Source organism: Streptomyces pseudovenezuelae, from assembly GCF_029892565.1.
Lineage (GTDB): Bacteria > Actinomycetota > Actinomycetes > Streptomycetales > Streptomycetaceae > Streptomyces > Streptomyces pseudovenezuelae_A.
In genome coordinates this window covers 85,257-105,403 of sequence record NZ_JARXVH010000021.1, presented here as the reverse complement: position 1 = coordinate 105,403, position 20,147 = coordinate 85,257, and the positions used below count along the sequence as shown (strand labels likewise).

The 20,147-nt window shown below is 69.3% G+C and carries 14 protein-coding genes and 1 other RNA gene; 8 read left to right on the top strand and 7 right to left on the bottom strand.

The window, feature by feature from the left end; translation table 11 throughout:
• The first annotated feature begins 10 nt into the window (after positions 1 to 10).
• The 4 genes from ftsX (at position 11) to ssrA (ending at position 3,282) form a co-directional block, all read left to right on the top strand.
• Positions 11 to 931, top strand: coding sequence for a permease-like cell division protein FtsX (gene ftsX / locus M2283_RS42785; RefSeq protein ID WP_280881988.1), 921 nt, complete (start codon positions 11 to 13; stop codon positions 929 to 931).
• A gap of 67 nt (positions 932 to 998) precedes the next feature.
• Complete coding sequence (locus M2283_RS42780; RefSeq protein WP_280881987.1) at positions 999 to 2,177, top strand: S41 family peptidase; 1,179 nt, start codon at positions 999 to 1,001, stop codon at positions 2,175 to 2,177.
• A 46-nt stretch (positions 2,178 to 2,223) separates the two neighbouring features.
• Positions 2,224 to 2,766 (top strand): SsrA-binding protein SmpB, encoded by a 543-nt coding sequence (gene smpB / locus M2283_RS42775; protein WP_168528389.1) that lies wholly within the window; start codon positions 2,224 to 2,226, stop codon positions 2,764 to 2,766.
• A 128-nt stretch (positions 2,767 to 2,894) separates the two neighbouring features.
• Positions 2,895 to 3,282: a transfer-messenger RNA gene (gene ssrA / locus M2283_RS42770) on the top strand.
• Between the two features lie 65 nt (positions 3,283 to 3,347).
• On the opposite strand, the gene M2283_RS42765 is transcribed toward ssrA, so the two are convergent.
• From M2283_RS42765 to M2283_RS42735, 7 genes are all read right to left on the bottom strand, one after another.
• Positions 3,348 to 6,248, bottom strand: coding sequence for a glycoside hydrolase family 3 protein (locus M2283_RS42765; protein WP_280881986.1), 2,901 nt, complete (start codon positions 6,246 to 6,248; stop codon positions 3,348 to 3,350).
• 47 nt (positions 6,249 to 6,295) lie between these two features.
• Complete coding sequence (locus M2283_RS42760; RefSeq protein WP_280881985.1) at positions 6,296 to 7,303, bottom strand: LacI family DNA-binding transcriptional regulator; 1,008 nt, start codon at positions 7,301 to 7,303, stop codon at positions 6,296 to 6,298.
• The gene (gene yicI, locus M2283_RS42755) at positions 7,297 to 9,552 is read right to left on the bottom strand and encodes an alpha-xylosidase (protein WP_280881984.1); all 2,256 of its coding nucleotides are present in this window, start codon (positions 9,550 to 9,552) and stop codon (positions 7,297 to 7,299) included. The genes M2283_RS42760 and yicI overlap by 7 nt, the downstream gene beginning before the upstream one ends.
• Positions 9,553 to 9,563: 11 nt before the next feature.
• Entirely contained in the window at positions 9,564 to 10,385 is an 822-nt protein-coding gene (locus tag M2283_RS42750) for a carbohydrate ABC transporter permease (RefSeq protein WP_280881983.1), read from the bottom strand.
• The gene (locus tag M2283_RS42745; protein WP_280881982.1) at positions 10,382 to 11,353 is read right to left on the bottom strand and encodes a carbohydrate ABC transporter permease; all 972 of its coding nucleotides are present in this window, start codon (positions 11,351 to 11,353) and stop codon (positions 10,382 to 10,384) included. Before M2283_RS42745 ends, M2283_RS42750 begins: the two co-directional genes overlap by 4 nt.
• Positions 11,350 to 12,678, bottom strand: a complete 1,329-nt coding sequence (locus tag M2283_RS42740; protein ID WP_432423209.1) for an extracellular solute-binding protein — start codon at positions 12,676 to 12,678, stop codon at positions 11,350 to 11,352. The genes M2283_RS42745 and M2283_RS42740 overlap by 4 nt, the downstream gene beginning before the upstream one ends.
• A gap of 249 nt (positions 12,679 to 12,927) precedes the next feature.
• On the bottom strand, positions 12,928 to 14,262 hold the full coding sequence (locus M2283_RS42735) for an MFS transporter (protein ID WP_280881980.1): 1,335 nt from the start codon (positions 14,260 to 14,262) through the stop codon (positions 12,928 to 12,930).
• 99 nt (positions 14,263 to 14,361) lie between these two features.
• On the opposite strand from M2283_RS42735, the gene M2283_RS42730 reads away from it, so the two are divergent.
• The 4 genes from M2283_RS42730 (at position 14,362) to M2283_RS42715 (ending at position 20,084) form a co-directional block, all read left to right on the top strand.
• Complete coding sequence (locus M2283_RS42730) at positions 14,362 to 15,327, top strand: LysR family transcriptional regulator (protein ID WP_280881979.1); 966 nt, start codon at positions 14,362 to 14,364, stop codon at positions 15,325 to 15,327.
• Between the two features lie 490 nt (positions 15,328 to 15,817).
• Positions 15,818 to 16,567, top strand: a complete 750-nt coding sequence (locus M2283_RS42725) for a hypothetical protein (RefSeq protein WP_280881978.1) — start codon at positions 15,818 to 15,820, stop codon at positions 16,565 to 16,567.
• On the top strand, positions 16,567 to 18,765 hold the full coding sequence (locus tag M2283_RS42720; protein ID WP_280881977.1) for a bifunctional polysaccharide deacetylase/glycosyltransferase family 2 protein: 2,199 nt from the start codon (positions 16,567 to 16,569) through the stop codon (positions 18,763 to 18,765). The genes M2283_RS42725 and M2283_RS42720 overlap by 1 nt, the downstream gene beginning before the upstream one ends.
• Complete coding sequence (locus M2283_RS42715) at positions 18,762 to 20,084, top strand: acyltransferase family protein (protein ID WP_280881976.1); 1,323 nt, start codon at positions 18,762 to 18,764, stop codon at positions 20,082 to 20,084. Before M2283_RS42720 ends, M2283_RS42715 begins: the two co-directional genes overlap by 4 nt.
• Positions 20,085 to 20,147: the final 63 nt, after the last annotated feature.

The following is a 20,147-nucleotide window of genomic DNA, read 5'->3' as shown; positions in this document are numbered from 1 at the left end:
AGAAGACGCCATGCGCGCCCAGTTCGTACTCTCCGAGATCGGTGTCGGTCTCCGCCGCAACCTGACCATGACGTTCGCCGTCATCGTCTCCGTCGCCCTGTCGCTCGCCCTGTTCGGCGGGTCGCTGCTGATGAGTGATCAGGTCAGCACGATGAAGGGCTACTGGTACGACAAGGTCAACGTCTCGGTGTTCCTCTGCAACAAGAGCGACGCCGAGTCGGACCCCAACTGCGCCAAGGGCGCGGTGACCGACGACCAGAAGAAGGACATCCTCTCCGACCTGGACAAGATGACCACGGTCGTCCAGCAGGTGACGTACGAGTCGCAGGACGAGGCGTACAAGCACTACAAGCAGCAGTTCGGCGACTCGCCGCTGGCCAGCTCCCTGACGCCGGACCAGATGCAGGAGTCGTACCGCATCAAGCTGAAGGACCCGGAGAAGTACCAGGTCATCGCGACCGCCTTCGACGGCCGTGACGGTGTGCAGTCCGTGCAGGACCAGAAGGGCATCCTGGACAACCTCTTCGGGCTCCTCAACGGCATGAACTGGGCCGCCCGCGCGGTGATGGCCCTGATGCTCGTCGTCGCCCTGATGCTCATCGTCAACACGGTGCGCGTCTCCGCGTTCAGCCGTCGGCGCGAAACCGGCATCATGCGCCTGGTCGGCGCCTCGGGCTTCTACATCCAGGCGCCGTTCATCATGGAGGCCGCCGTCGCCGGACTGATCGGCGGCTCGGTCGCGTGCGGATTCCTGGTGGTCGCCCGGTACTTCATCATTGACCACGGCCTGGCCCTGTCCGAGAAGCTGAACCTCATCAACTTCATCGGCTGGGACGCCGTACTGACGAAGCTCCCGCTCATCCTCGCCACGAGCCTGCTGATGCCGGCGCTGGCTGCGTTCTTCGCGCTGCGCAAGTACCTCAAGGTGTGACGCACGACAAGAGGGCCGTACGGTCAACCGCCCGTACGGCCCTTCGGCTTGTCCTAGACTCACCGGCATGTCAGGTCGAGACCTGTTCTGTCAGCCCCGCCGCAGGCGCCGCGGGGCCGCTCTGACATTGGTTTTCGCGAGTGTGCTGGTGGCCGGGGCGGCGACGGGTTCCCTGCCCGAGGGTGAGCGGAAGTCCGCTGCCGGGCAAGACCGTTCGACGGTTCCCGCCAGTCATCATGAGGACGTGGCCAAGGCCGCCGCCGATGCCATGGCTGACGGGAAGTCACCCATGGAGGCCGCCGAGCGGGCGGTCAGTCGGAGTGGGGACCGGTGGGGGGCCGTGTACTCCGAGGGGGAGTACGAGGAGTTCGAGGAGGCCCTCGACGGGCAGTACACCGGCGTCGGGCTGTGGGCCCGCCGGGAGCGGGACGGGCGGATCGAGGTGACCAAGGTGCAGTCCGGGTCGCCCGCGGCCGCCGCCGGGATCCACAAGGGCGACCGGCTGCGCAGCGTCGACGGCGCGTACGTCGACGGGCGCCCGGTCACCGAGGTCGTCTCCTTACTGCGCGGCGACACCACGGACGCGGCGGCCGGTACGGCGGTGAAGCTCGGTCTGGAGCGCGGCACGCACGCGTGGAGCGAGACCGTGCACCGGGCCAAGCTGTCCACCGACTCGGTCACCGTCCAGCGGCTGGCCGGCGGGATCACCGTCATCAAGATCGCCGCCTTCACCAAGGGCTCCGGGGACGTCGTCCGCACCGCCGTGCAGCAGGCCTCCGCCGACGCCGGCGTCATCCTCGACCTGCGCGGCAACTCCGGCGGCCTGGTCACCGAGGCCGTCACCGCCGCCTCCGCCTTCCTCGACGGCGGCCTCGTCGCCACGTACGACGTGGACGGCGAGCAGCGCGCCCTGCACGCCGATCCCGGCGGCGACACCACCAGACCCCTGGTCGCGCTCGTCGACGGCGGCACGATGAGCGCGGCCGAACTGCTCACCGGAGCGCTCCAGGACCGCGGCCGTGCGGTGGTCGTGGGCAGCCGCACCTTCGGCAAGGGCTCGGTCCAGATGCCGAGCAAGCTGCCCGGCGGCGGGGTCGCGGAGCTGACCGTCGGTCACTACCGCACCCCCTCCGGCCACAGCGTCGACGGCCGGGGCATCACTCCCGACCTGGACGTCACCTCCCAGGGACAGGCCGCCGTCGAGCGGGCCGAGACCGTACTGGGCGGGCTCGGGGACGCTTCGTAATCGACTTTCCCTCGGACCCCTCCGTAGTGCGAAAATGGACGGCACTATGAGCAAGGGAATGTACGTACCCAAGGAGTCCCAGCCCAAGCAGGGCGGAGGGGCCGCGAAGGCCAAGGACGGCAAGCGCAAGATCGTCGCGCAGAACAAGAAGGCACGGCACGACTACGCGATCATCGACACCTACGAGGCCGGGCTCGTGCTCACCGGCACCGAGGTGAAGTCGCTGCGCCAGGGGCGCGCCTCCCTGACCGACGGCTTCGTCCAGATCGACGGGAACGAGGCGTGGCTGCACAACGCCCACATCCCGGAGTACAGCCAGGGCACCTGGACCAACCACACGGTCCGCCGCAAGCGCAAGCTGCTCCTGCACCGCGAGGAGATCGACAAGCTGGCGTCCAAGTCGGAGGAGACGGGCCACACGATCGTGCCCCTCGCCCTGTACTTCAAGGACGGCCGCGCGAAGGCCGAGATCGCGCTCGCGCGCGGCAAGAAGGAGTACGACAAGCGCCAGACCCTGCGCGAGAAGCAGGACCGGCGGGAGTCGGACCGGGCGATCGCGTCGGCGAAGCGCAAGCAGCGCGGCGAGTAGCCGCCGGGCGGCCCCCGGGTGTCCGCCCGGAATACGGTGGCATCGGCGTGCGTTGTTCACGTATGATGGCAACTGCACCCCACAGCGGGTGTGGCGCCCTCTTCACGGGGGGCTTGAAAAAACAACATGGGGATGATCGGTTTCGACAGCGGCTGTCGAAGCAGGTGAAGCGTGTCGAGGAAGCGGCAATGATCTCGTAAACCATATGTCGCAACCAATAATCGCCAATTCCAAGAGCGATTCCCAGTCCTTCGCCCTCGCTGCCTAATAACAGCGACTGAAGGACCCTAAAAGGGTGTCAGCCCGGGAGTGTTCCCGACCCGGACCCTGGCATAATCTAGGGAACTAAACCATCGAGCCCGGTCACGGGGTTCGATGGGAAATCAAACAGTGACTGGGCCCGTCGGCGACTTGTTCGCGTGATCACCGGGGCCGAGAAAATCACAGCGAACTGCACACGGAGAAGCCCTGATTCTGCACCGGTGGACGCGGGTTCGATTCCCGCCATCTCCACTCATCCCATGTTTCTAATTGAATACAGTGGTAAAGCCCCGCTGCTTCGGCAGCGGGGCTTTTTCCTTTTACCGGAGCGAGAAGGTCGATATGCGCATGCCTTCGCTCAGGACCAGATACACGTCCGTACGACCCTTCGCCCCGCCCGACAGCTCGCCGGTCACCGTCGTGTAGTCGTACGCCGATGACGTGCCCGAGAAGTGTGCCGTGCCCGCGAGGGTGCCGGTCGGCGAGCCCAGGCGTATCTCGATCGTGCCGGCGGCCGTTCCGGCGACGCGTGCGCTGAACCCGCCCGCCTTCAGGCGCGCGTCCGCGAACTTCAGCCACGCCCCGGCCGACGACGCCGACACCGCCGTACCCCGCTCCTTCGACTCGTCGGCCAGGCGGGTCCCGGAGTAGTCGTCGAAGTTCTCGGCGCGGGTCGGCTTCGACAGGTCGCGGGGCGGGATGGTCTCCCCGTGCACCTGCCAGGTGGCGCGGGCGCGGACGTCGGTGGAGGAGGAGCCGGCCAGGACGTCGTACATGCCGCTCTCCACGACCCACTTCGAGCGGGTGACGTCCCAGTGGGCGAGGTCCTTCGGCGTCAGCTTCAGGCGGACCGTTCTCGTCTCGCCCGGCTTCAACGACACCCGCTGGAACGCCTTCAGTTGCTTCAGGGGCTGTTTGTCGCGGGACGTGCGCTGGTGGGTGTAGAGCTGGACGACCTCGTCGCCGGGCCGGGTGCCGGTGTTGGTGACCCGCACCTCGTAGCCGCCGTTCACGCGCTTCAGGTCGCCGTAGCGGAAGGTCGTGTACGAAAGGCCGTAGCCGAAGGGGTAGAGGGGCCGGCCCTTGAAGTACTGGTACGTGCGGTCGGACTTGATGATGTCGTAGTCGAGGATCGACGGGAGGTCGGCGGTGGAGCGGTACCAGGTCTGGGTGAGGCGCCCCGACGGGTTGACGTCGCCGTAGAGGACGTCGGCGAGCGCGTTGCCCGTCTCCTGGCCGGCGTGGGACGTCCACAGGAGGGCCGGGGTCTCCTGCTGGAGGGCGCCGAGGGTGGTCGGGTAGCTGTTCTCGACGATCACCACGGTGTGCGGGTTGGCTGCCTTCACCGCTTTGACCAGGGACTCCTGGGAAGGGGCGAGGCCCATGTCCGTGCGGTCGTGGGCCTCGCGGCCGTTGATCGACGGGTTGGAGCCGATCACGACCACCGCCGTGTCCTTGCCCTTGACGGCCGCCACCGCCTCGGCCGTGCCGCTGCGGACGACGTCCTTGGTGTAGTGCGCGGCCTGGTCCTTGGCGACCAGGCCCAAGGTGCCGTCGGCATCGACCGGGCCGAGGTAGACCGGGCCGGCCCACCAGGGCTCCTCGGTCTCGTAACCGGCGTAGCGGAGCAGGTACGTGCCGTCGTCCTGCTGCTCCAGCTTGAACTGCTGCTGGACGTACCAACCATTGGGCTGTGCCTGGTCGTTGACGAAGGTCGACCAGTTGTACCCGACGTACTTCCCGTTGGCGGCGGAGCGCAGGGTCACGATGCCCGAGCCCCAGTCGAAGGCGTCGAACTGGGTCGGGGTTCCGGTATCCGCCGTCTCCTTCAGGGGAGTTCCCGCGTCGCCCGTCCCCGCCGTCACGTACTTGCCGGTCGCCGTGTTCCTGAGCGCGATGCGGTCGACGCCCTCGCTGCTCGTGACGTCCGTGCCGAGCTTGGCCGCGATGCCCTCGGCGGGGGTGACGGCGTAGGGGAGGGTGCCGGAGTACCAGTCGGTGTAGAGGGTGTCGGCGAGGGGGCCGACCACGGCCACGTCCTTGTCCGCCTTCCTCAGGGGCAGTTGGCCGGAGTTCTTCAGCAGGACGGTGCCCTCGGCCGCCGCCTTGCGCGCCAGTTTCCGGTGGGCCGGGCTGTCGATCACCGAGCGGTCGATCGAGCCGTACTTGCCGCCGCCCGGGTCGAACTCGCCCAGCCGGACACGGATGGAGAGGATATGGGACACCGCGGTGTCGATGTCCTTCTCCTTCAACAGGCCTTGCTGCAAGGCCGCGTTGACGGCGGCCACCGTCGGTCCGGCATCCGCGCTGTTGTCCGTGAAGCTGTCGATGCCGGCCTTCAGGGCTGCCGCGTCGCCCTCCGCGAGGGTGGGGTAGTAGCGCTGGTCGCCGGGGAGGTTGCCGGGGGCGAAGGCGTCGGTGACGTTCAGGAGGTCGCGGGAGGTCCAGGAGCGTACGAGGTCGTTCAGGTCCGGATTGACGGTGTTGGGGCGGCCGTTGACCAGGTTGTACGAGGACATCACGCCCGTCGCCGCGTCCGCCGCGATCGCCGGTTCGAAGGCCGCCTCGTCGTACTCCTTCGCGACGCGTGGCCGCAGGTCGGAGGAGGTGGTGGTGCGCTGGTACTCGTTGTTGTTGGCGAGGTAGTGCTTGAGGGTCGGGGCGGTCTTGAGGTGGTCCGGGTCGCCGCCGGTCAGGCCCTCGCCGTACGCGGTCGACAGCGCGCCGGTCAGTTCCGGGTCCTCGCTGTAGCCCTCCTCGTTGCGGCCCCAGCGCGGGTCGCGCAGCAGATTCACCACCGGTGCCCAGAGGTTGAGGCCCCAGCCGTCGGGGCGTTCCTGCTGGAAGCCGCGCGCCTCGTCGCCGACCGCCGAGCCGACCTGCTCCATCAGCGCCGGGTCCCAGGTGGAGGCGAGCCCGATCGCCTGCGGGAAGACGGTGGCCTTGCCGAGCCAGGCGACACCGTGCAGGGCCTCGGTGCCGGTGCGGAAGGGCTGGATGCCGAGGCGGGGGATCGCGGGCTCGTACTGGTGGAGGAGGGAGACCTTCTCTGGGAGAGTCAGGCGGCCCACGAGGTCGTCGACACGCTGGTGGACGGAGAGGCTCGGGTCGCGGAAGGGGTACGGCGTCTCGGCCGTCGCCGGAACGGTCGCTCCCAGACCGGCGATCAGCGCGAACGCCACGACGAGCGTGGTTCTGTGTCCTCTTCTCTTGCCTTTCATGTCACGGCTCCTTCAAGTAGGGCCTTGCACAGGGGACTTGTCGGAAATCAGGCATCCCGTGGCGCCGTGCTTCCGCGCTCCGTCAGCCGCGGTGGCAGCAGGGTCGCCTCCGGTACGGCCGTCCCGCCCAGCTTCTTCATCAGCAGTCCCACCGCCCGCTCGCCCACCTCGGCGGACGGCAGGGCGACGGAGGTGACGGGGACGCGGAGGGACTCGGCGAGTTCGTCGGGGCAGATGGCGGTGACGGAGAGGTCGCCGGGGACGCGCAGGCCGAGTTGCTCGAAGGCGTCGATCAACGGCTCCAGGATCGGCTCGTTGTGGACGACGACGCCCGTCAACGCGGGGTGTTCGCGCAGCAGTTGCTCCGCGATCCGGCGGGCGGCGGCGGGGGAGGCCTCGCAGGGGTGGACGGAGGAGGCCAGGCCGTTCCGGTCGGCGGCGGCCGTGAAGCCCTGCACCACCCGCTGGGCGAACGCGGTCTGGCGTACGTACACCTCGGGCGGCGAGCCGACCAGCGCCACCACCCGGTGGCCGAGTCCCGCGAGCCGTTCCACGCACACCTCGCCGGCCGCCATGAAGTCGAGGTCGATGCAGGTCAGCCCGGCGGGTTCGGCGGGGAAGCCGATCAGTACGGACGGGCGGTCCAGGGAGCGCAGCAACGGCAGCCGGGGGTCGTGGAGTTGGACGTCCATGACGATCAGGGCGTCCACGAGTGCCGTGTCGGCGACCCGGCGCAGTCCGTCCTCGCCCTCCTCCTGGGTGAGCAGCAGCACGTCGTGGTCGTAGCGGCGGGCCGTCGTCACCACCGAGACCGCGAACTGCATGACGACCGGGACGTGGATGCCGGTGCGGAGGGGGACGACCAGGGCGAGGACGTTCGAGCGGCTGCTGGCCAGGGCCCGGGCGCCGGCGTGCGGGCGGTAGCCGAGTTCGCGGATGGAGGCCTCGACGCGTTGCCGGGTCTCCTCGGAGATGGGCCGTTTGCCGCTGAGGGCGTAGGAGACGGTGCTGGGGGAGACGCCGGCGTGCCGGGCCACATCGGTGATCTTCACCATCGGCCCAGCTCCAGGGAGAGGAAGCCGGTGCCGGCCGGCGCGCTCGCCGTCCGTTCCCCGACGGCCAGGTTCCACGGCGCCGACGGGTCGCTGCACGAGGCGCGCAGGGTGTCGCCCTCGCGGACGACGGTGAAGGTCAAGTCGCCGACGGGTACGGTCACTTGGGCGCCGCGCGCGAGGCCGTACGCCCGGACCGTCACCCCGTCGGCGAAGTCGTAGTCGGGCCGGTCCGCCACCGCGCCCACCGGGATCACCGCCCCCGGCCTGACCAGCAACGGAACGCTCAGGAAGCCGTGTTGCTCGCGCACCCAGCGCGGGCCGGTGACGGTACGGCCGGTCAGGAAATGGGTCCAGTCGCCCTCCGGCACGTAGTAGGAGACGTCTCCCTCGTCGCTGAAGACCGGTGCGACCAGCAGGTCGGGGCCGAGCATGTACTGCCGTTCCAGGTGCGCGCACCCGGGGTCGTCCGGGAACTCCAGGACCATCGCCCGCATGACCGGCGTGCCCTCGGTGTGGGCGGTGCGGGCGGACTCGTAGAGGTAGGGCATGAGCTGGAGCTTGAGGCGGGTGAACAGGCGTAGCACGTCGACGGATTCGTCGTCGAAGAGCCACGGCACGCGGTAGGAGGAGCTGCCGTGCAGGCGGCTGTGCGAGGAGAGCATGCCGAAGGCGAGCCAGCGCTTGAACAGGGCCGGGGTGGGGGTGCCTTCGAAGCCGCCGATGTCGTGGCTCCAGTACCCGAAGCCGGACAGGCCAAGGGAGAGTCCGCCGCGCAGCGACTCCGCCATCGACTCGTACGTCGCCTCGCAGTCGCCGCCCCAGTGCACCGGGAACCGCTGGCTGCCGGCGGTCGCCGAGCGGGCGAAGACGACGGCCTCGCCCTCGCCGCGGTGTTTGCGCAGCACGTCGAAGACCGTGCGGTTGTAGAGGTACGCGTAGTAGTTGTGCATCCGCTCCGGGTCGGAGCCGTCGGACCAGGCCACGTCGACCGGGACGCGCTCGCCGAAGTCGGTCTTGAAGCAGTCGACGCCCTGCGCGAGCAGCGCCTCCAGCTTGCCGGCGTACCAGTCGCGGGCGGCCGGGCTGGTGAAGTCGACCAGGGCCATGCCGGGTTGCCACAGGTCCCACTGCCAGACGCTGCCGTCGGGCCTGCGCAGCAGATGCCCGAGCGCCTTGCCCTCCGCGAACATCGGTGAGCGCTGGGCGATGTACGGGTTGATCCAGACGCTGACGTGCAGGCCGCGCTCCTTCAGCCGGGCCAGCATGCCCTCCGGGTCGGGGAAGACCCGCGGGTCCCACTCGAAGTCGCACCAGTTGTACTCGCGCATCCAGAAGCAGTCGAAGTGGAAGACGGACAGGGGCAGTTCGCGCTCCCGCATGCCCTCGATGAACGAGGTCACCGTCCGCTCGTCGTAGGAGGTGGTGAAGGAGGTCGACAGCCACAGGCCGAACGACCAGGCGGGCGGGAGCGCGGGGCGGCCGGTGAGCTCGGTGTACTTGCGCAGGATGTCCTTCGGGCTCGGGCCGTGGATGACGTAGTACGTCAACTCCTGTGTCTCCGCGCTGAACTGGACCCTGGACACCGCCTCCGAGCCCACCTCGAAGGACACCTTGCCCGGGTGGTCGACGAAGACGCCGTAGCCCGCGTCGGTCAGATAGAACGGCACGTTCTTGTAGGCCTGTTCGGTGGCCGTGCCGCCGTCGGCGTTCCAGATGTCCACGACCTGGCCGTTCTTGACCAGCGGGCCGAAGCGCTCACCGAGGCCGTAGACGGAGGTGCCGACGCCGAGGCCGAGTTGCTCCAGCAGGTAGTGGGCGCCGGTCGCGTCCCGCATGATGCCCATGCCCTTGGGGCCGCTGGAGGTGAGGACGCGGCCGTGGGCGAGGAAGTCGACGCGCCAGGGGCCGGTGCGGGCCACCCGGACCGACAGCGCGCCGGCGGTCAGGGTCGCGTGCTCGTCGTCGTAGGAGACCTGGGGGCTGAACTCCGTGCGGTGCAGGTCGAATTCGGGGCCGCGCGGTTGCTCGCCCTCGAAGTGGGTGAAGGTGACGCCGATGACGTCGGGCAGCGGGGCGTGGGCGCTGATCGTCACGACCGGTCCCTTCAGCAGGTCGCCACGGTGGCGGACGGGCTGCGTCGGCGCGTGGATCTCCAACTCGCCGTCCACCGCGCTGACATCGAGCACCTCGGCCGGGTGGGCCGCGGTGACGCCCTCGCGCAGCAGCCAGTAACCGTCGGTGAACTTCACGTGGCGGGTCCTTACTTGACCGCGCCCACGGCGATGCCGCGGGTGAGGGTCCGCTGGAAGACGAGGAAGAAGACGAGGGCGGGCAACACGCCGAGCAGGGCTGCCGCGTTGGTCATCGTGGCGTCCATCAGACGTTGGCCCTGGAGGACGCCGAGGGCTACGGACACCGTCTGGTTGTCGTTGGAGATCAGCATGACCAGCGGGAGCAGGAACTCGTTCCAGGTCCAGATGAAGAAGAAGACCAGGAGCACGCCGAGGGTCGGGCGGCTGACCGGGACGACGACCCGCCACAGCACCTGCCACTTGTTGGCGCCGTCGATACGGGCCGCCTCGATGATCTCCTTCGGGAACCGGCTCAGCACCGACGAGAGGAGGTAGGTGCCGAAGGCCGCCTGGACCACCGTGAAGACGATGATCACGCTGAGGCGGGTGTCGTAGAGACCGGCCTGCTTGCTCAGGTAGTAGATCGGGTAGACCAGCGCCTCCTGCGGCAGCATGTTCGCCAGGACGAAGAAGGCCAGGACCCAAGTGCGGCCCCTGATCCGGCCGATGCCGATCGCGTACGCGTTCAGCACGGACAGGACGACCGCCAGGATCGCCACCGACCCGCTGATCAGTACCGAGTTGACGAGTTTCTGGCTGTAGTCGACGCGTTCCCAGAAGTCCTTCAGGCCGTCCAGATAGACGTCCTTGGGAAGGCTGAGCGGGCCGTGCTGGCTGTACTCCGTGGGGGACTTGACCGCGTTGACCGCCACGATCAGGAACGGGACGACCATGAAGAGGGCGGCCAGGCACAGGGCCACGAGGACCGGGTAACGGCGTACGGCGGTCATGCGGCTCGGGCTCCTTCCTCCGCGTCCTCCGTGCGGGTCTGGAGTTTCAGGAAGACCAGCGAGAGGACGAGGATGATCACGGTGAGGACGGTGGAGATCGCGGCGCCGTAGCCGACCTGCGTCTTCTCGAAGAACGTGGTGAAGGAGAAGTAGGACGGCACGTCGGTCACGCCGCCGGGACCGCCCTTCGTCAGGACGTACACCGCGCCGAACACCTTCAGCGCGGCGATCGTGCACCAGGTCAGGACGACGTAGATCTCCGGGCGGATCTGCGGCAGCGTGATGTGCCAGAAGCGGCGCCACCAGCCGGCCCCGTCCAGCTCGGCCGCCTCGTACAACTGCGGGTCCACGCGCTGGAGTCCGGCCATGAAGACGACCAGCGGGAAGCCGAGCTGGACCCAGACCATCACGCCCATGACGCTGTAGAGCGCGAGGTCGGGGTCGCCGAGCCAGTCCTGCTGCCAGGAGCCGAGGCCCACCGCTTTCAACAGGGCGTTCAGGGAACCGTTGTCGGGGGCCAGGATCCAGCTCCAGACGATGCCGGCGACCGCGATCGGCAGCACCTGCGGGAGGTAGAAGCAGGCGCGCAGGACGGCGGCGATCCGGGTGCCGAAGTGCTTGGCGACGTAGTCGAACAGGGCGGCGGCCAGGACGAGTCCGAGGACCGTCGGGACCGCCGCCATGGCGACCACCATGAACAGGCTGTGCCGGAAGGACGCCCAGAACTCCGAGTCGTCCAGCAGCTCACGGTAGTTGGCGAGGCCGGTCCACTTCGGGGTGCCCACGCCCTGCCACTCGGTGAAGCTCACCCCGGTGTTCATCAGGAACGGCACGACGATGACGACCAGGAAGGCGAGGATCCCGGGCAGCAGGAACAGGGCGTACGACTCGCGTGGGCGGGGGCGGCGCGGGCCGGTGTGCCGGTGGCTGCCGGCGGCTCGCGTGCCCCGTTCGACGGTGACCGTCATTGGTCCGGTACGCCCTTGTCGTACGCCTGTTGGAGGGCGCTGAGGTAGGCGTCCGGTTTTTCGCCGCCGGTCATGAGCTTCTGGGTCTCGGAGGTGAGGACGTCGTAGAAGCCGGTCACCGGCCAGTCCGGGTAGAAGGCCAGGCCGTCCTTGGTGGAGAGGGTGTTGAAGTTCTCGATCAGGGCCTTGGACTTGGGGTCGGTGATGGCCGCCGGGTCGGCGGCGACGGGGACTCCGCCCTTGTTGCCGAGCAGGTTCTGGATCTTCTTCGACATGGTGATGTCGATGAAGTCGTAGGCGAGGTCCTTGTTCTTGGCGTTCTTGGGGACCACCCAGAGGTTGCCGCCCGAGCCGAGGGTGAGGTTCGAGCCGGGCCACAGGGCGGTGTCCCAGTCGAACTTGGCCTCGGTCTGGAAGCGGCCGTACCACCAGCTGCCGGAGAACAGGATCGGCGCCTTGCCCTGGATCCAGGACACGCCCGCGTCCTCGGCCTTGGTACTGGTCGTCTTCTTGCTGATGTAGCCCTTCTTCACCCAGTCGGCGAAGGTGTTGGCGGCGTACGTCCAGGCCGCGTCGTGGAAGTCCGTCTTGCCCTTGTACAGCTCGTACTTGTCGACCCAGGAGCGGTCGGCCTTGGAGAGAGCGAGTTGGTAGAGGTACTGCTGGGCCATGTACTCCGCGCCCGCGTTGGCGAGCGGGGTGACGCCCTTGGCGACGAACTGGTCCATGGCGGCGGTGAGTTCGTCGAAGGTCTTCGGCTGGGCGATGCCGTACCGCTTGAACAGGGCCTTGTTGTAGAAGACCATCGTGTACTCGGCGTAGTTGGGGACGCCGTACCACTTGCCGGAGCCCATCACGCCGTTGGTGTCGTAGGTGCTTGTCGTGCGGACGGCCGCGCTGAGTTTCTTGTCCCAGCCGCGCTTGGTGGCTTCGGCGGTGAGGTCGGTCAGCAGGCCTTGTTTGGAGAGTTGGCCCGCGGTGGCGTTGCCCTTGTTGTATTCCATGAGGTCGGGGGCGTCCGAGGAGTTCAGGACCATGGGGGCCGTCTTCTGGATCTGTTCGAAGCCCTTCTCCTCGAACTTGACCTTGACGCCCGGGTGTTGGGCCTCGAACTCCTTGATCGCCTCGGTCCAGGCCGCGCCCATCGCGCTGTCGGGGCCCTCGTAGTGCCAGAGGCGGAGGGTCTTGGCGTCGCCTGACCCGCCGCCGTCCGAGTCGCCGCCGCATGCGGTGAGGAGCAGTGAGCCGGTGATGGCCAGTGCCGTGAGCGTCATCGCACTCCGTGCCGTACGCCTTCGTGCGCTACGCCTTCTTGCCGTCAACATCCAGTGCCTCCGGGGAGTCGGATGGGTATCGGGGCGTCACGTCCATCGGTCGTCGAATCGATTCGATGGGTGACGTCGAAGCGCTTCGACGGGGGAAGGTATGTGGGGGTTGCGAGCGCGTCAATGGATTGGACGGGATTCGGTTGGCGGGGGCTTGGTCGGGTGCGGGTCGGTGGGGGCTGGTCGCGCGGTTCCCCGCGCCCCTGGGTCGGTTTGCCGATCGCGTCTTCGGATGCGCCGCTGGTGTCATCAACCGGTTGGCGGCGTCCGCCACGTCAGGCTGATCATCAGAGCCGTTGCCGCCGCCGTCACCGGTACTCCGAAGGCCGCCGTCGCTGAGGCGTGGTCCGTCATCCAGCCGCCCGTTGCCGAGCCGCAGGCGATGCCCGCCAGGAGGCCTGTCACCGCGAGGGTCATGCCCTCGTTCAAGTGGGCCTCGGGGGTGCGTTGTTGGACCAGCGTCATGGTGGTGATCATCGTCGGGGCCGTTGCCATGCCGGAGATCAGGAGGGCCAGTGCCAGGAGCGGCAGCGAGTTCGTGCGGGCGGCGGCCAGGAGAGGGAGGGTCAGGAGGGTTGTCATCGCCGCCACGCACCAGGGGAGGCGGTGTTCCGCGGGGCCCGTCGGGCGGAGCGCTCCGAACAGCAGGCCCGCCGCGCACGAACCCGCCGCCTGGAGCGCGAGGATCACCCCCGCCGCCGCCCGGTGGCCCTCCGCGTCCGCGAACGCGATCGTGGCGACCTCCATCGAGCCGAATACCGCGCCCATGGCCAGGCAGGTGGCGAGGAGGGGCGGTATTCCGGGGGCCCGGAGGGGGGACCTGGCGAGTACGCGCGCGTGCACCGGCGGTTCCGTCGAGCGTTGTGCGGCGAACAGGAGCACGCCCGTCAGCAGCAGCACCGCCCCGACCAGCGTGCCCGCCTCCGGGAAGAACGCCGTGCACAGGAAGGCCGCGAGGACCGGGCCCAGCATGAAGCACAGTTCGTCGGCGGCCTGCTCGAAGGAGTTCGCGGTGTGCAGGGCGTCGTCGTCGCCCTTGAGCAGGTGGGACCAGCGGGCGCGGGACATGCCGCCGGTGTTCGGGGTCGTCGCGGTGGCGGCGTAGGAGGCGAAGAGGGTCCAGGCGGGGGCCTCGTAGTGCACGCACAGCAGGAGCGCGAGGGAGCCGAGCGCGGCGATCGCCGTCGCGGGTACGGCGATCCGGGCCTGGCCGTACCGGTCGACGAGCCGTGCGGTCCACGGGGCGACGAGGGCCGTGGCCGCGAGGCCCGTCGCGGTGACGGCGCCGGCCAGGGCGTACGAGCCGCGCGTACCGGCGATCATCACCACCGCGCTGATGCCGAACATGCCCATCGGGAGGCGGGCCAGGAGGTTCCCGAGGGTGAAGGCGCGGGCGCCGGGGACGGTGAACAGGCGGCGGTAGGGGCCGGGTGGGCGGGTGCGCCGGCTGCGGTTGCCGAAGCGGGGGCCGAAGTCGACGGCGACGAGGGCGTCGGCCGTCACGGTGTAGAGGGGTTGGCGGGGATCGCGGGGGTTCGGGCGGTTCGGGGCGTCCCCGGGCCGTGGCGGAGTCGGTTGCGGCATGGGCATCACCGTCGCCCCCGGCCGAGCACCGGGTCCAACACCTTCTCCGGGCCGATTCACGCACTTCCGTTGTGAGTTGGGCCGCTGTACGTTCGCCGGATGTCCGCTCACCTTGACACCCGCCTGCTGCGCGCCTTCGTCGCCGTTGCCGAGGAACTGCACTTCACGCGGGCCGCGGCCCGGCTCTTCATCGCCCAGCAGGCGCTCAGTCGGGATGTGCGGCGGCTGGAGCGGGAGCTGGGCGCCGACCTGTTCGTACGGACCACCCGGCAGGTGACGCTGACGGCCGACGGCGAGCGGCTGCTGCCGTATGCGCGGCGGGTTCTTGAGGCGCAGGACGAGTTGCTCGCCGCGTTCGGTGAGGCCCGGCCGCTGCTGGTCGATCTGAACTCCCCGGGCCTTGTCACGGGGCGTCGGGTGCTGCACCGGGCCCGGGAGCTCGCCCCCGAGTGCGAGCTGATGGCCCGCTTCGAGAGCGGTCTGACCGGCGCGGCCGGTGAGTTGCTCGCCGGGCGGCTCGACGCGTCCTTCGGGCGGTTCGCGGGTCTTGATCCGGTGCTGCGGGCGCAGTTGGAGCAGCAGCCCGTGCGGTACGAGCCGATGGCGGTCGTGCTGCCCGAGGACCACCGGCTGGCCTCGCTCGCGGCGGTGCCGTTGGCCGAGCTGGCGGGGGAGACGGTGTACGCCGGTGCGGGCAATCCCCGTACGCCGGAGTGGACCGATCTCGCGCGCCGCCTTTTCGAAGGACGGAGCATACAGATCGCGCCACCGGTGCCGCTCGCGGTCGGTGACGAGGAGTTCGAGCGGATCATGGCCAAGATGCGGAATCCGATTCTGGCCGTGGTGGATTTTCCGGCCATGCCTCGGACCGTCGTGCGTCCCTTGGTCGATCCCGTTCCTTTGTCGCTCGTGTCACTGGTGTGGCGGAAGGGGCTGGTGCACCCGGGATTTGCGGCGCTTCGGCGGGCGGCGGCCGAGCTTGCCGCGGCTGAGGGGTGGCTGTGCAAGCCAGATGATGGATGGATTCCAGCCACGGATTCGTACACTGTTCGGACCCACAATTGACACATTGCGAACACAGGACCCGCGCGTGCGCTACATTCGTGGCCTGAGCACCGTGTGGTAAAGGGGGCGCTCGGGCCGGGTGGGGGCCCGGTTCGGACGGCGGGTGCTTGAGTCGTAGGCGCACCCGGAACAGTCCCGTGGGGGGATGAGCGTGCGCGTGGAGAAGTGGCGAGAAGACACCCAACCGGAGTGGCCCGAGTCCGCATCAGGGCCCCGGCCCGGGGTGCAACCCGGGGGTACCACCCAGGAGTTTCCCGAGACGACGTTCTCGGATCTCCCGGAGGTGATCTCTGAGACAAGGAGAACCGGAGGGCGGGGCGGAAGCCTCGCCGACGCAGACGAGGCCGAGGTGCTGAAGGCGCCTGCGGAGGCTCGTGAGGCAGGCCGGTTTTCGGCCACTGACGGTCTCCCGGAGACCGGTCGTCCGGCCGCTCTCCGTGATCCCTGGGGGAGTTCGGCCGACGCCGATCACGCCCATGACCCGCACGAGGTGACCGTTCAGCTCGACGGCGTCGCTCTCCAGCGGGACCAGCGCCTGAAGGAGGCGGACGGCTCTGCGGCCGGTGCTCCGGGGAGTGCTCCGGGCAGTGCTTCGGCCGCCGGTGCGGACGCGTCCGACGCGCCGGTCTTCGTGGACGAGTCCGGTCGCCGCAGCCGCCGGTTCCGCCGTCTCGGCATAGCCGTCGGCCTGGCCTGCGCGGTGTACGCCGTCGTCATCGTCGTCACCCTGCTGTCCGGCAGTTCGGACGCGCCCTGGCTGCCCGTGCCGGGTCAGAAGGACGACCAGCCGGCCGGCAAGGTCGACACCTCGCCGCAGCCGACGCGTTCGGTCATACCCTCCGGGGCCGCCGGCGTCGTACCCGGTACGACCCCGACCGCCGTCGACGGCATCGTCCCGACGCCGGGTGCCAGCGGCACCGCTCCCGGAACCGGCACCAGCACCGGCGGCAACGGCACCCGCCCCGGCACCTCGGCCGACCCCGGGCCGACCGCGACCAAGACCACCACCGACCCGGGCACCGGCCCCAGCGGCCCCGCCTCCTCGGACCCGGTGGTCGATCCGTCGGTCAGCACGTCGCCCGATCCCAGCGGCCCGGCCACCACCTCGCCCGACCCCAGCCCCTCCATCGGCGGGGGCGGCCCAGGCCCCGTCGCGGACGGTCCGAGCGAGCCCAGCCCGATCGCCGTCGACCCGTCCGGTCCGGCGTCCCACTCACCGTCCCCGGAGCACATCCTCTGATGGCATCCCGCACCCGCCGTCAGGGGGCCGCGCACGGAGCCCCTGACGGCTCTCCGCGCCGCCGCCTGCCCATGCGCCTGTTGCTGCCCATGCTCCTGCTGGTCGCGCTCGTCGCGATGCTGATGCTGCGCGGCTACGTGCACAGCGAGATCCTCGCCGACCACCGAGTCCAGCCCGAGGCCTCCACCGACAAGGTGCCGGAGAAGATCATCGACGGCGGCCCCGTCATCGACACCCGCAGCGGCCGCACCACCAGCCTGAACGTGCCCGACCACCGGATGGTCCTCACCTTCGACGACGGCCCGGACCCGACCTGGACCCCGAAGGTCCTGGACGTGCTGAAGAAGCACCACGCCCACGCGGTCTTCTTCGTCACCGGCACCATGACCTCGCGTTACCCCGGTCTGGTCAGGCGGATGGTGGCCGAGGGCCACGAGGTGGGCCTGCACACCTTCAACCACCCCGATCTCTCCTATCAGTCGAAGAAACGAATCGACTGGGAGCTGTCCCAGAGCCAGTTGGCGCTCGCGGGCGCGGCCGGCATCCGCAGCTCGATCTTCCGGCCGCCGTACTCGTCCTTCGCCGACGCCATGGACAACAAGTCCTGGCCGGTGACGCGGTACATCGGCACCAAGGGCTACATCACCGTCGTCAACAACACCGACAGCGAGGACTGGCGCAAGCCCGGCGTGCGCGAGATCGTCCGCAACGCCACCCCGAAGGGCGGCAAGGGCGCCATCGTCCTGATGCACGACTCCGGCGGCGACCGGCACCAGACGGTCCAGGCCCTGGACACCTTCCTGCCCCGGATGCAGAAGCAGGGCTACGAGTTCGACAACCTCACCGAGGCCCTCGACGCCCCCAGCGCCTCGACCCCGGTCACCGGCGCCGAGCTGTGGAAGGGCAAGGCGTGGATCTTCCTGGTCGGTGCCTCCGACGGCATCACCGGTGCGATGGTGGTCGGCCTCTCGGTGATCGGCTCCCTGGTCATCGGCCGCTTCGTGCTGATGCTCGTGCTGTCCGGCGCGCACGCCCGCCGGGTGCGGCGCAAGGACTTCAGCTGGGGCCCACCGGTCACCGAACCGGTGACGGTGCTCGTGCCGGCGTACAACGAGGCCAAGTGCATTGAGAACACCGTGCGTTCACTGATGGCGAGCGAGCACCCCGTCGAGGTGATCGTCATCGACGACGGTTCAGGCGACGGCACGGCACGGATCGTCGAGGCGATGGGCCTGCCCAATGTGCGGGTGGTGCGCCAGCTCAACGCGGGCAAGCCGGCCGCCCTCAACCGCGGTCTGGCCAACGCCAGTCACGACATCATCGTGATGATGGACGGCGACACGGTCTTCGAACCGGCCACCGTCCGCGAACTCGTCCAGCCCTTCGGCGACCCGCGCGTCGGCGCCGTCGCCGGCAACGCGAAGGTCGGCAACCGCGACACCCTCATCGGCGCCTGGCAGCACATCGAGTACGTGATGGGCTTCAACCTCGACCGCCGTATGTACAACCTGCTGCGCTGCATGCCGACCATCCCCGGCGCGGTCGGCGCCTTCCGGCGCTCGGCGCTGGAGCGGGTCGGCGGCATGAGCGACGACACGCTCGCCGAGGACACCGACATCACGATGGCGATGCACCGCGACGGCTGGCGCGTCGTCTACGCCGAGAAGGCGCGGGCCTGGACCGAGGCCCCGGAGTCGGTGCAACAGCTGTGGTCCCAGCGCTACCGCTGGTCCTACGGCACCATGCAGGCGATCTGGAAGCACCGCCGCGCGATCGTCGAGAAGGGCCCCTCGGGCCGCTTCGGCCGCGTGGGCCTGCCGCTGGTGTCGCTGTTCATGGTCCTGGCCCCGCTGCTGGCCCCGCTGATCGACATCTTCCTGCTGTACGGGGTCGTCTTCGGCCCGACCGAGAAGACGATCCTGGCCTGGCTGGGCGTCCTCATGCTGCAGGCGGTGTGCGCGGCGTACGCCTTCACGCTGGACCGCGAGCGCCTCACACCGCTCATCTCCATGCCGTTGCAGCAGATCCTCTACCGCCAGCTCATGTACGTCGTGCTGCTGCAGTCCTGGATCACCGCGCTCACCGGCGGCCGGCTTCGCTGGCAGAAACTCCGCCGCAGCGGACAGGTGGCCACCCCCGGGGGTGTGCCGACACAGCGCCGACGCGTCGCGCACGAGGAACGGGAGTCCATCCGATGAGCGCGCTGCCCCCGCAGTCCCCGTGGCCACCGAGTGCCGGGGGGCCCATGGCCGACCTGCCGCCGTCCCGGGCCCACCCGGGGCGGGCCACGAACGGCACCCTGTTCACGGACACGGCCGTGCGCACGGACCCGGCACCGCCCGCGGCGCCCGCCTCCGCTCCCACCGCCGACGCCCCGCCGAAGCGGGCACCCGTCCGCGACCGCTACTTCGACCTGCTGCGCGCGGTGGCCCTGTTCCGGGTCGTCTTCTACCACCTCATGGGCTGGTCCTGGCTCCCGGTGGTCTTCCCGTCCATGGGTGTGATGTTCGCGCTCGCGGGCAACCTCATGGCCCGCTCGCTCAAGCGCCCGGCCACCCAGGTCATACGCAGCCGGATGCGCCGCCTGCTGCCTCCGCTGTGGCTGCTCGGCGCGATCGGCGTCACAGGCATGGTGCTCCAGGGCTGGGGGCCCAACTCGGAGGGACACCCCGGCTGGTGGTGGCTCCACCTCACCTACTGGATCGTCCCGCTGAGCGACCCGCCCTACGCCGACGGCCTGCCCGGCTTTCACCACATCCTCGGCGAGGACTGGGGCGCCGAACTCGCGGGACCGCTCTGGTACATCCGCGCGTACCTCTGGTACGTACTCCTGTCGCCGTTCATCCTCAAGGCGCTGCGGGCGCTGCCCTGGTCGACGATCCTGTCGCCCATCGCGCTGGCCGCGGCCCTGGAGTTCGGCTGGGTGCACATCCCGAGCGTGCGGATCGACTCGGCGGTCACCGACTTCAGCACCTTCGGAGCGTGCTGGATCCTCGGCATGGCCCACCAGGAAGGCATCCTGAAGCGCCTCCCGCGCTATGTCGTGCCGTCTTTGGTGCCGTTCGTCGCCGCTCTCGGTCTCTGGTACGCGCTGACGCACGGGTTCAAGGCGGGGCACGACCTGGACGACATCCCGTTCGCCCAGTCCCTGTGGTCCTTCGCCACCGTGCTGCTGCTCCTGCACATCAGCCCCTCGTGGTCCGAGTGGCCACGGCCGCTGCGCCGCTTCGACAGACTGATCACCCTGCTCAACTCCCGCGCGGTGACCATCTACTTGTGGCACAACCTCTGCATCCTCATCGCCGCGACCCTCTGGGACCGGCTCTGGGGCTTCGACGCGCTGGGGGAGCACTACGCGTGGCTGCTGAACAGCTCGTGGCCGGTCCTGGTCCTCGTCTGGATGCTCATCGCCACCTGCATCGTCAGCTTCGGCTGGATGGAGGACGTGGCGGCGAAGCGCAGTCCGCAAGTGTGGCCGGACGGGCATCAGAACAAGCCTGCTCACAAGCACAGGTGAACTCCGTGATGCATCTGTGAGACGGCCGGCCGGGAGTTTCGCCGAACTCCCGGCCGCCTTACG

What these genes read in the sequence shown, in the direction of transcription:
- M2283_RS42720 (WP_280881977.1), top strand. Translation starts at nt 16,567, where the DNA reads ATGGCATCCCGCACCCGCCGTCAGGGGGCCGCGCACGGAGCCCCTGAC.
- M2283_RS42765 (WP_280881986.1), bottom strand. Translation starts at nt 6,248, where the DNA reads ATGAAAGGCAAGAGAAGAGGACACAGAACCACGCTCGTCGTGGCGTTC.
- M2283_RS42760 (WP_280881985.1), bottom strand. Translation starts at nt 7,303, where the DNA reads ATGGTGAAGATCACCGATGTGGCCCGGCACGCCGGCGTCTCCCCCAGC.
- M2283_RS42730 (WP_280881979.1), top strand. Translation starts at nt 14,362, where the DNA reads ATGTCCGCTCACCTTGACACCCGCCTGCTGCGCGCCTTCGTCGCCGTT.
- M2283_RS42740 (WP_432423209.1), bottom strand. Translation starts at nt 12,678, where the DNA reads ATGTTGACGGCAAGAAGGCGTAGCGCACGAAGGCGTACGGCACGGAGT.
- M2283_RS42715 (WP_280881976.1), top strand. Translation starts at nt 18,762, where the DNA reads ATGAGCGCGCTGCCCCCGCAGTCCCCGTGGCCACCGAGTGCCGGGGGG.
- smpB (WP_168528389.1), top strand. Translation starts at nt 2,224, where the DNA reads ATGAGCAAGGGAATGTACGTACCCAAGGAGTCCCAGCCCAAGCAGGGC.
- M2283_RS42780 (WP_280881987.1), top strand. Translation starts at nt 999, where the DNA reads ATGTCAGGTCGAGACCTGTTCTGTCAGCCCCGCCGCAGGCGCCGCGGG.
- M2283_RS42750 (WP_280881983.1), bottom strand. Translation starts at nt 10,385, where the DNA reads ATGACCGCCGTACGCCGTTACCCGGTCCTCGTGGCCCTGTGCCTGGCC.
- M2283_RS42745 (WP_280881982.1), bottom strand. Translation starts at nt 11,353, where the DNA reads ATGACGGTCACCGTCGAACGGGGCACGCGAGCCGCCGGCAGCCACCGG.
- ftsX (WP_280881988.1), top strand. Translation starts at nt 11, where the DNA reads ATGCGCGCCCAGTTCGTACTCTCCGAGATCGGTGTCGGTCTCCGCCGC.
- M2283_RS42735 (WP_280881980.1), bottom strand. Translation starts at nt 14,262, where the DNA reads ATGCCGCAACCGACTCCGCCACGGCCCGGGGACGCCCCGAACCGCCCG.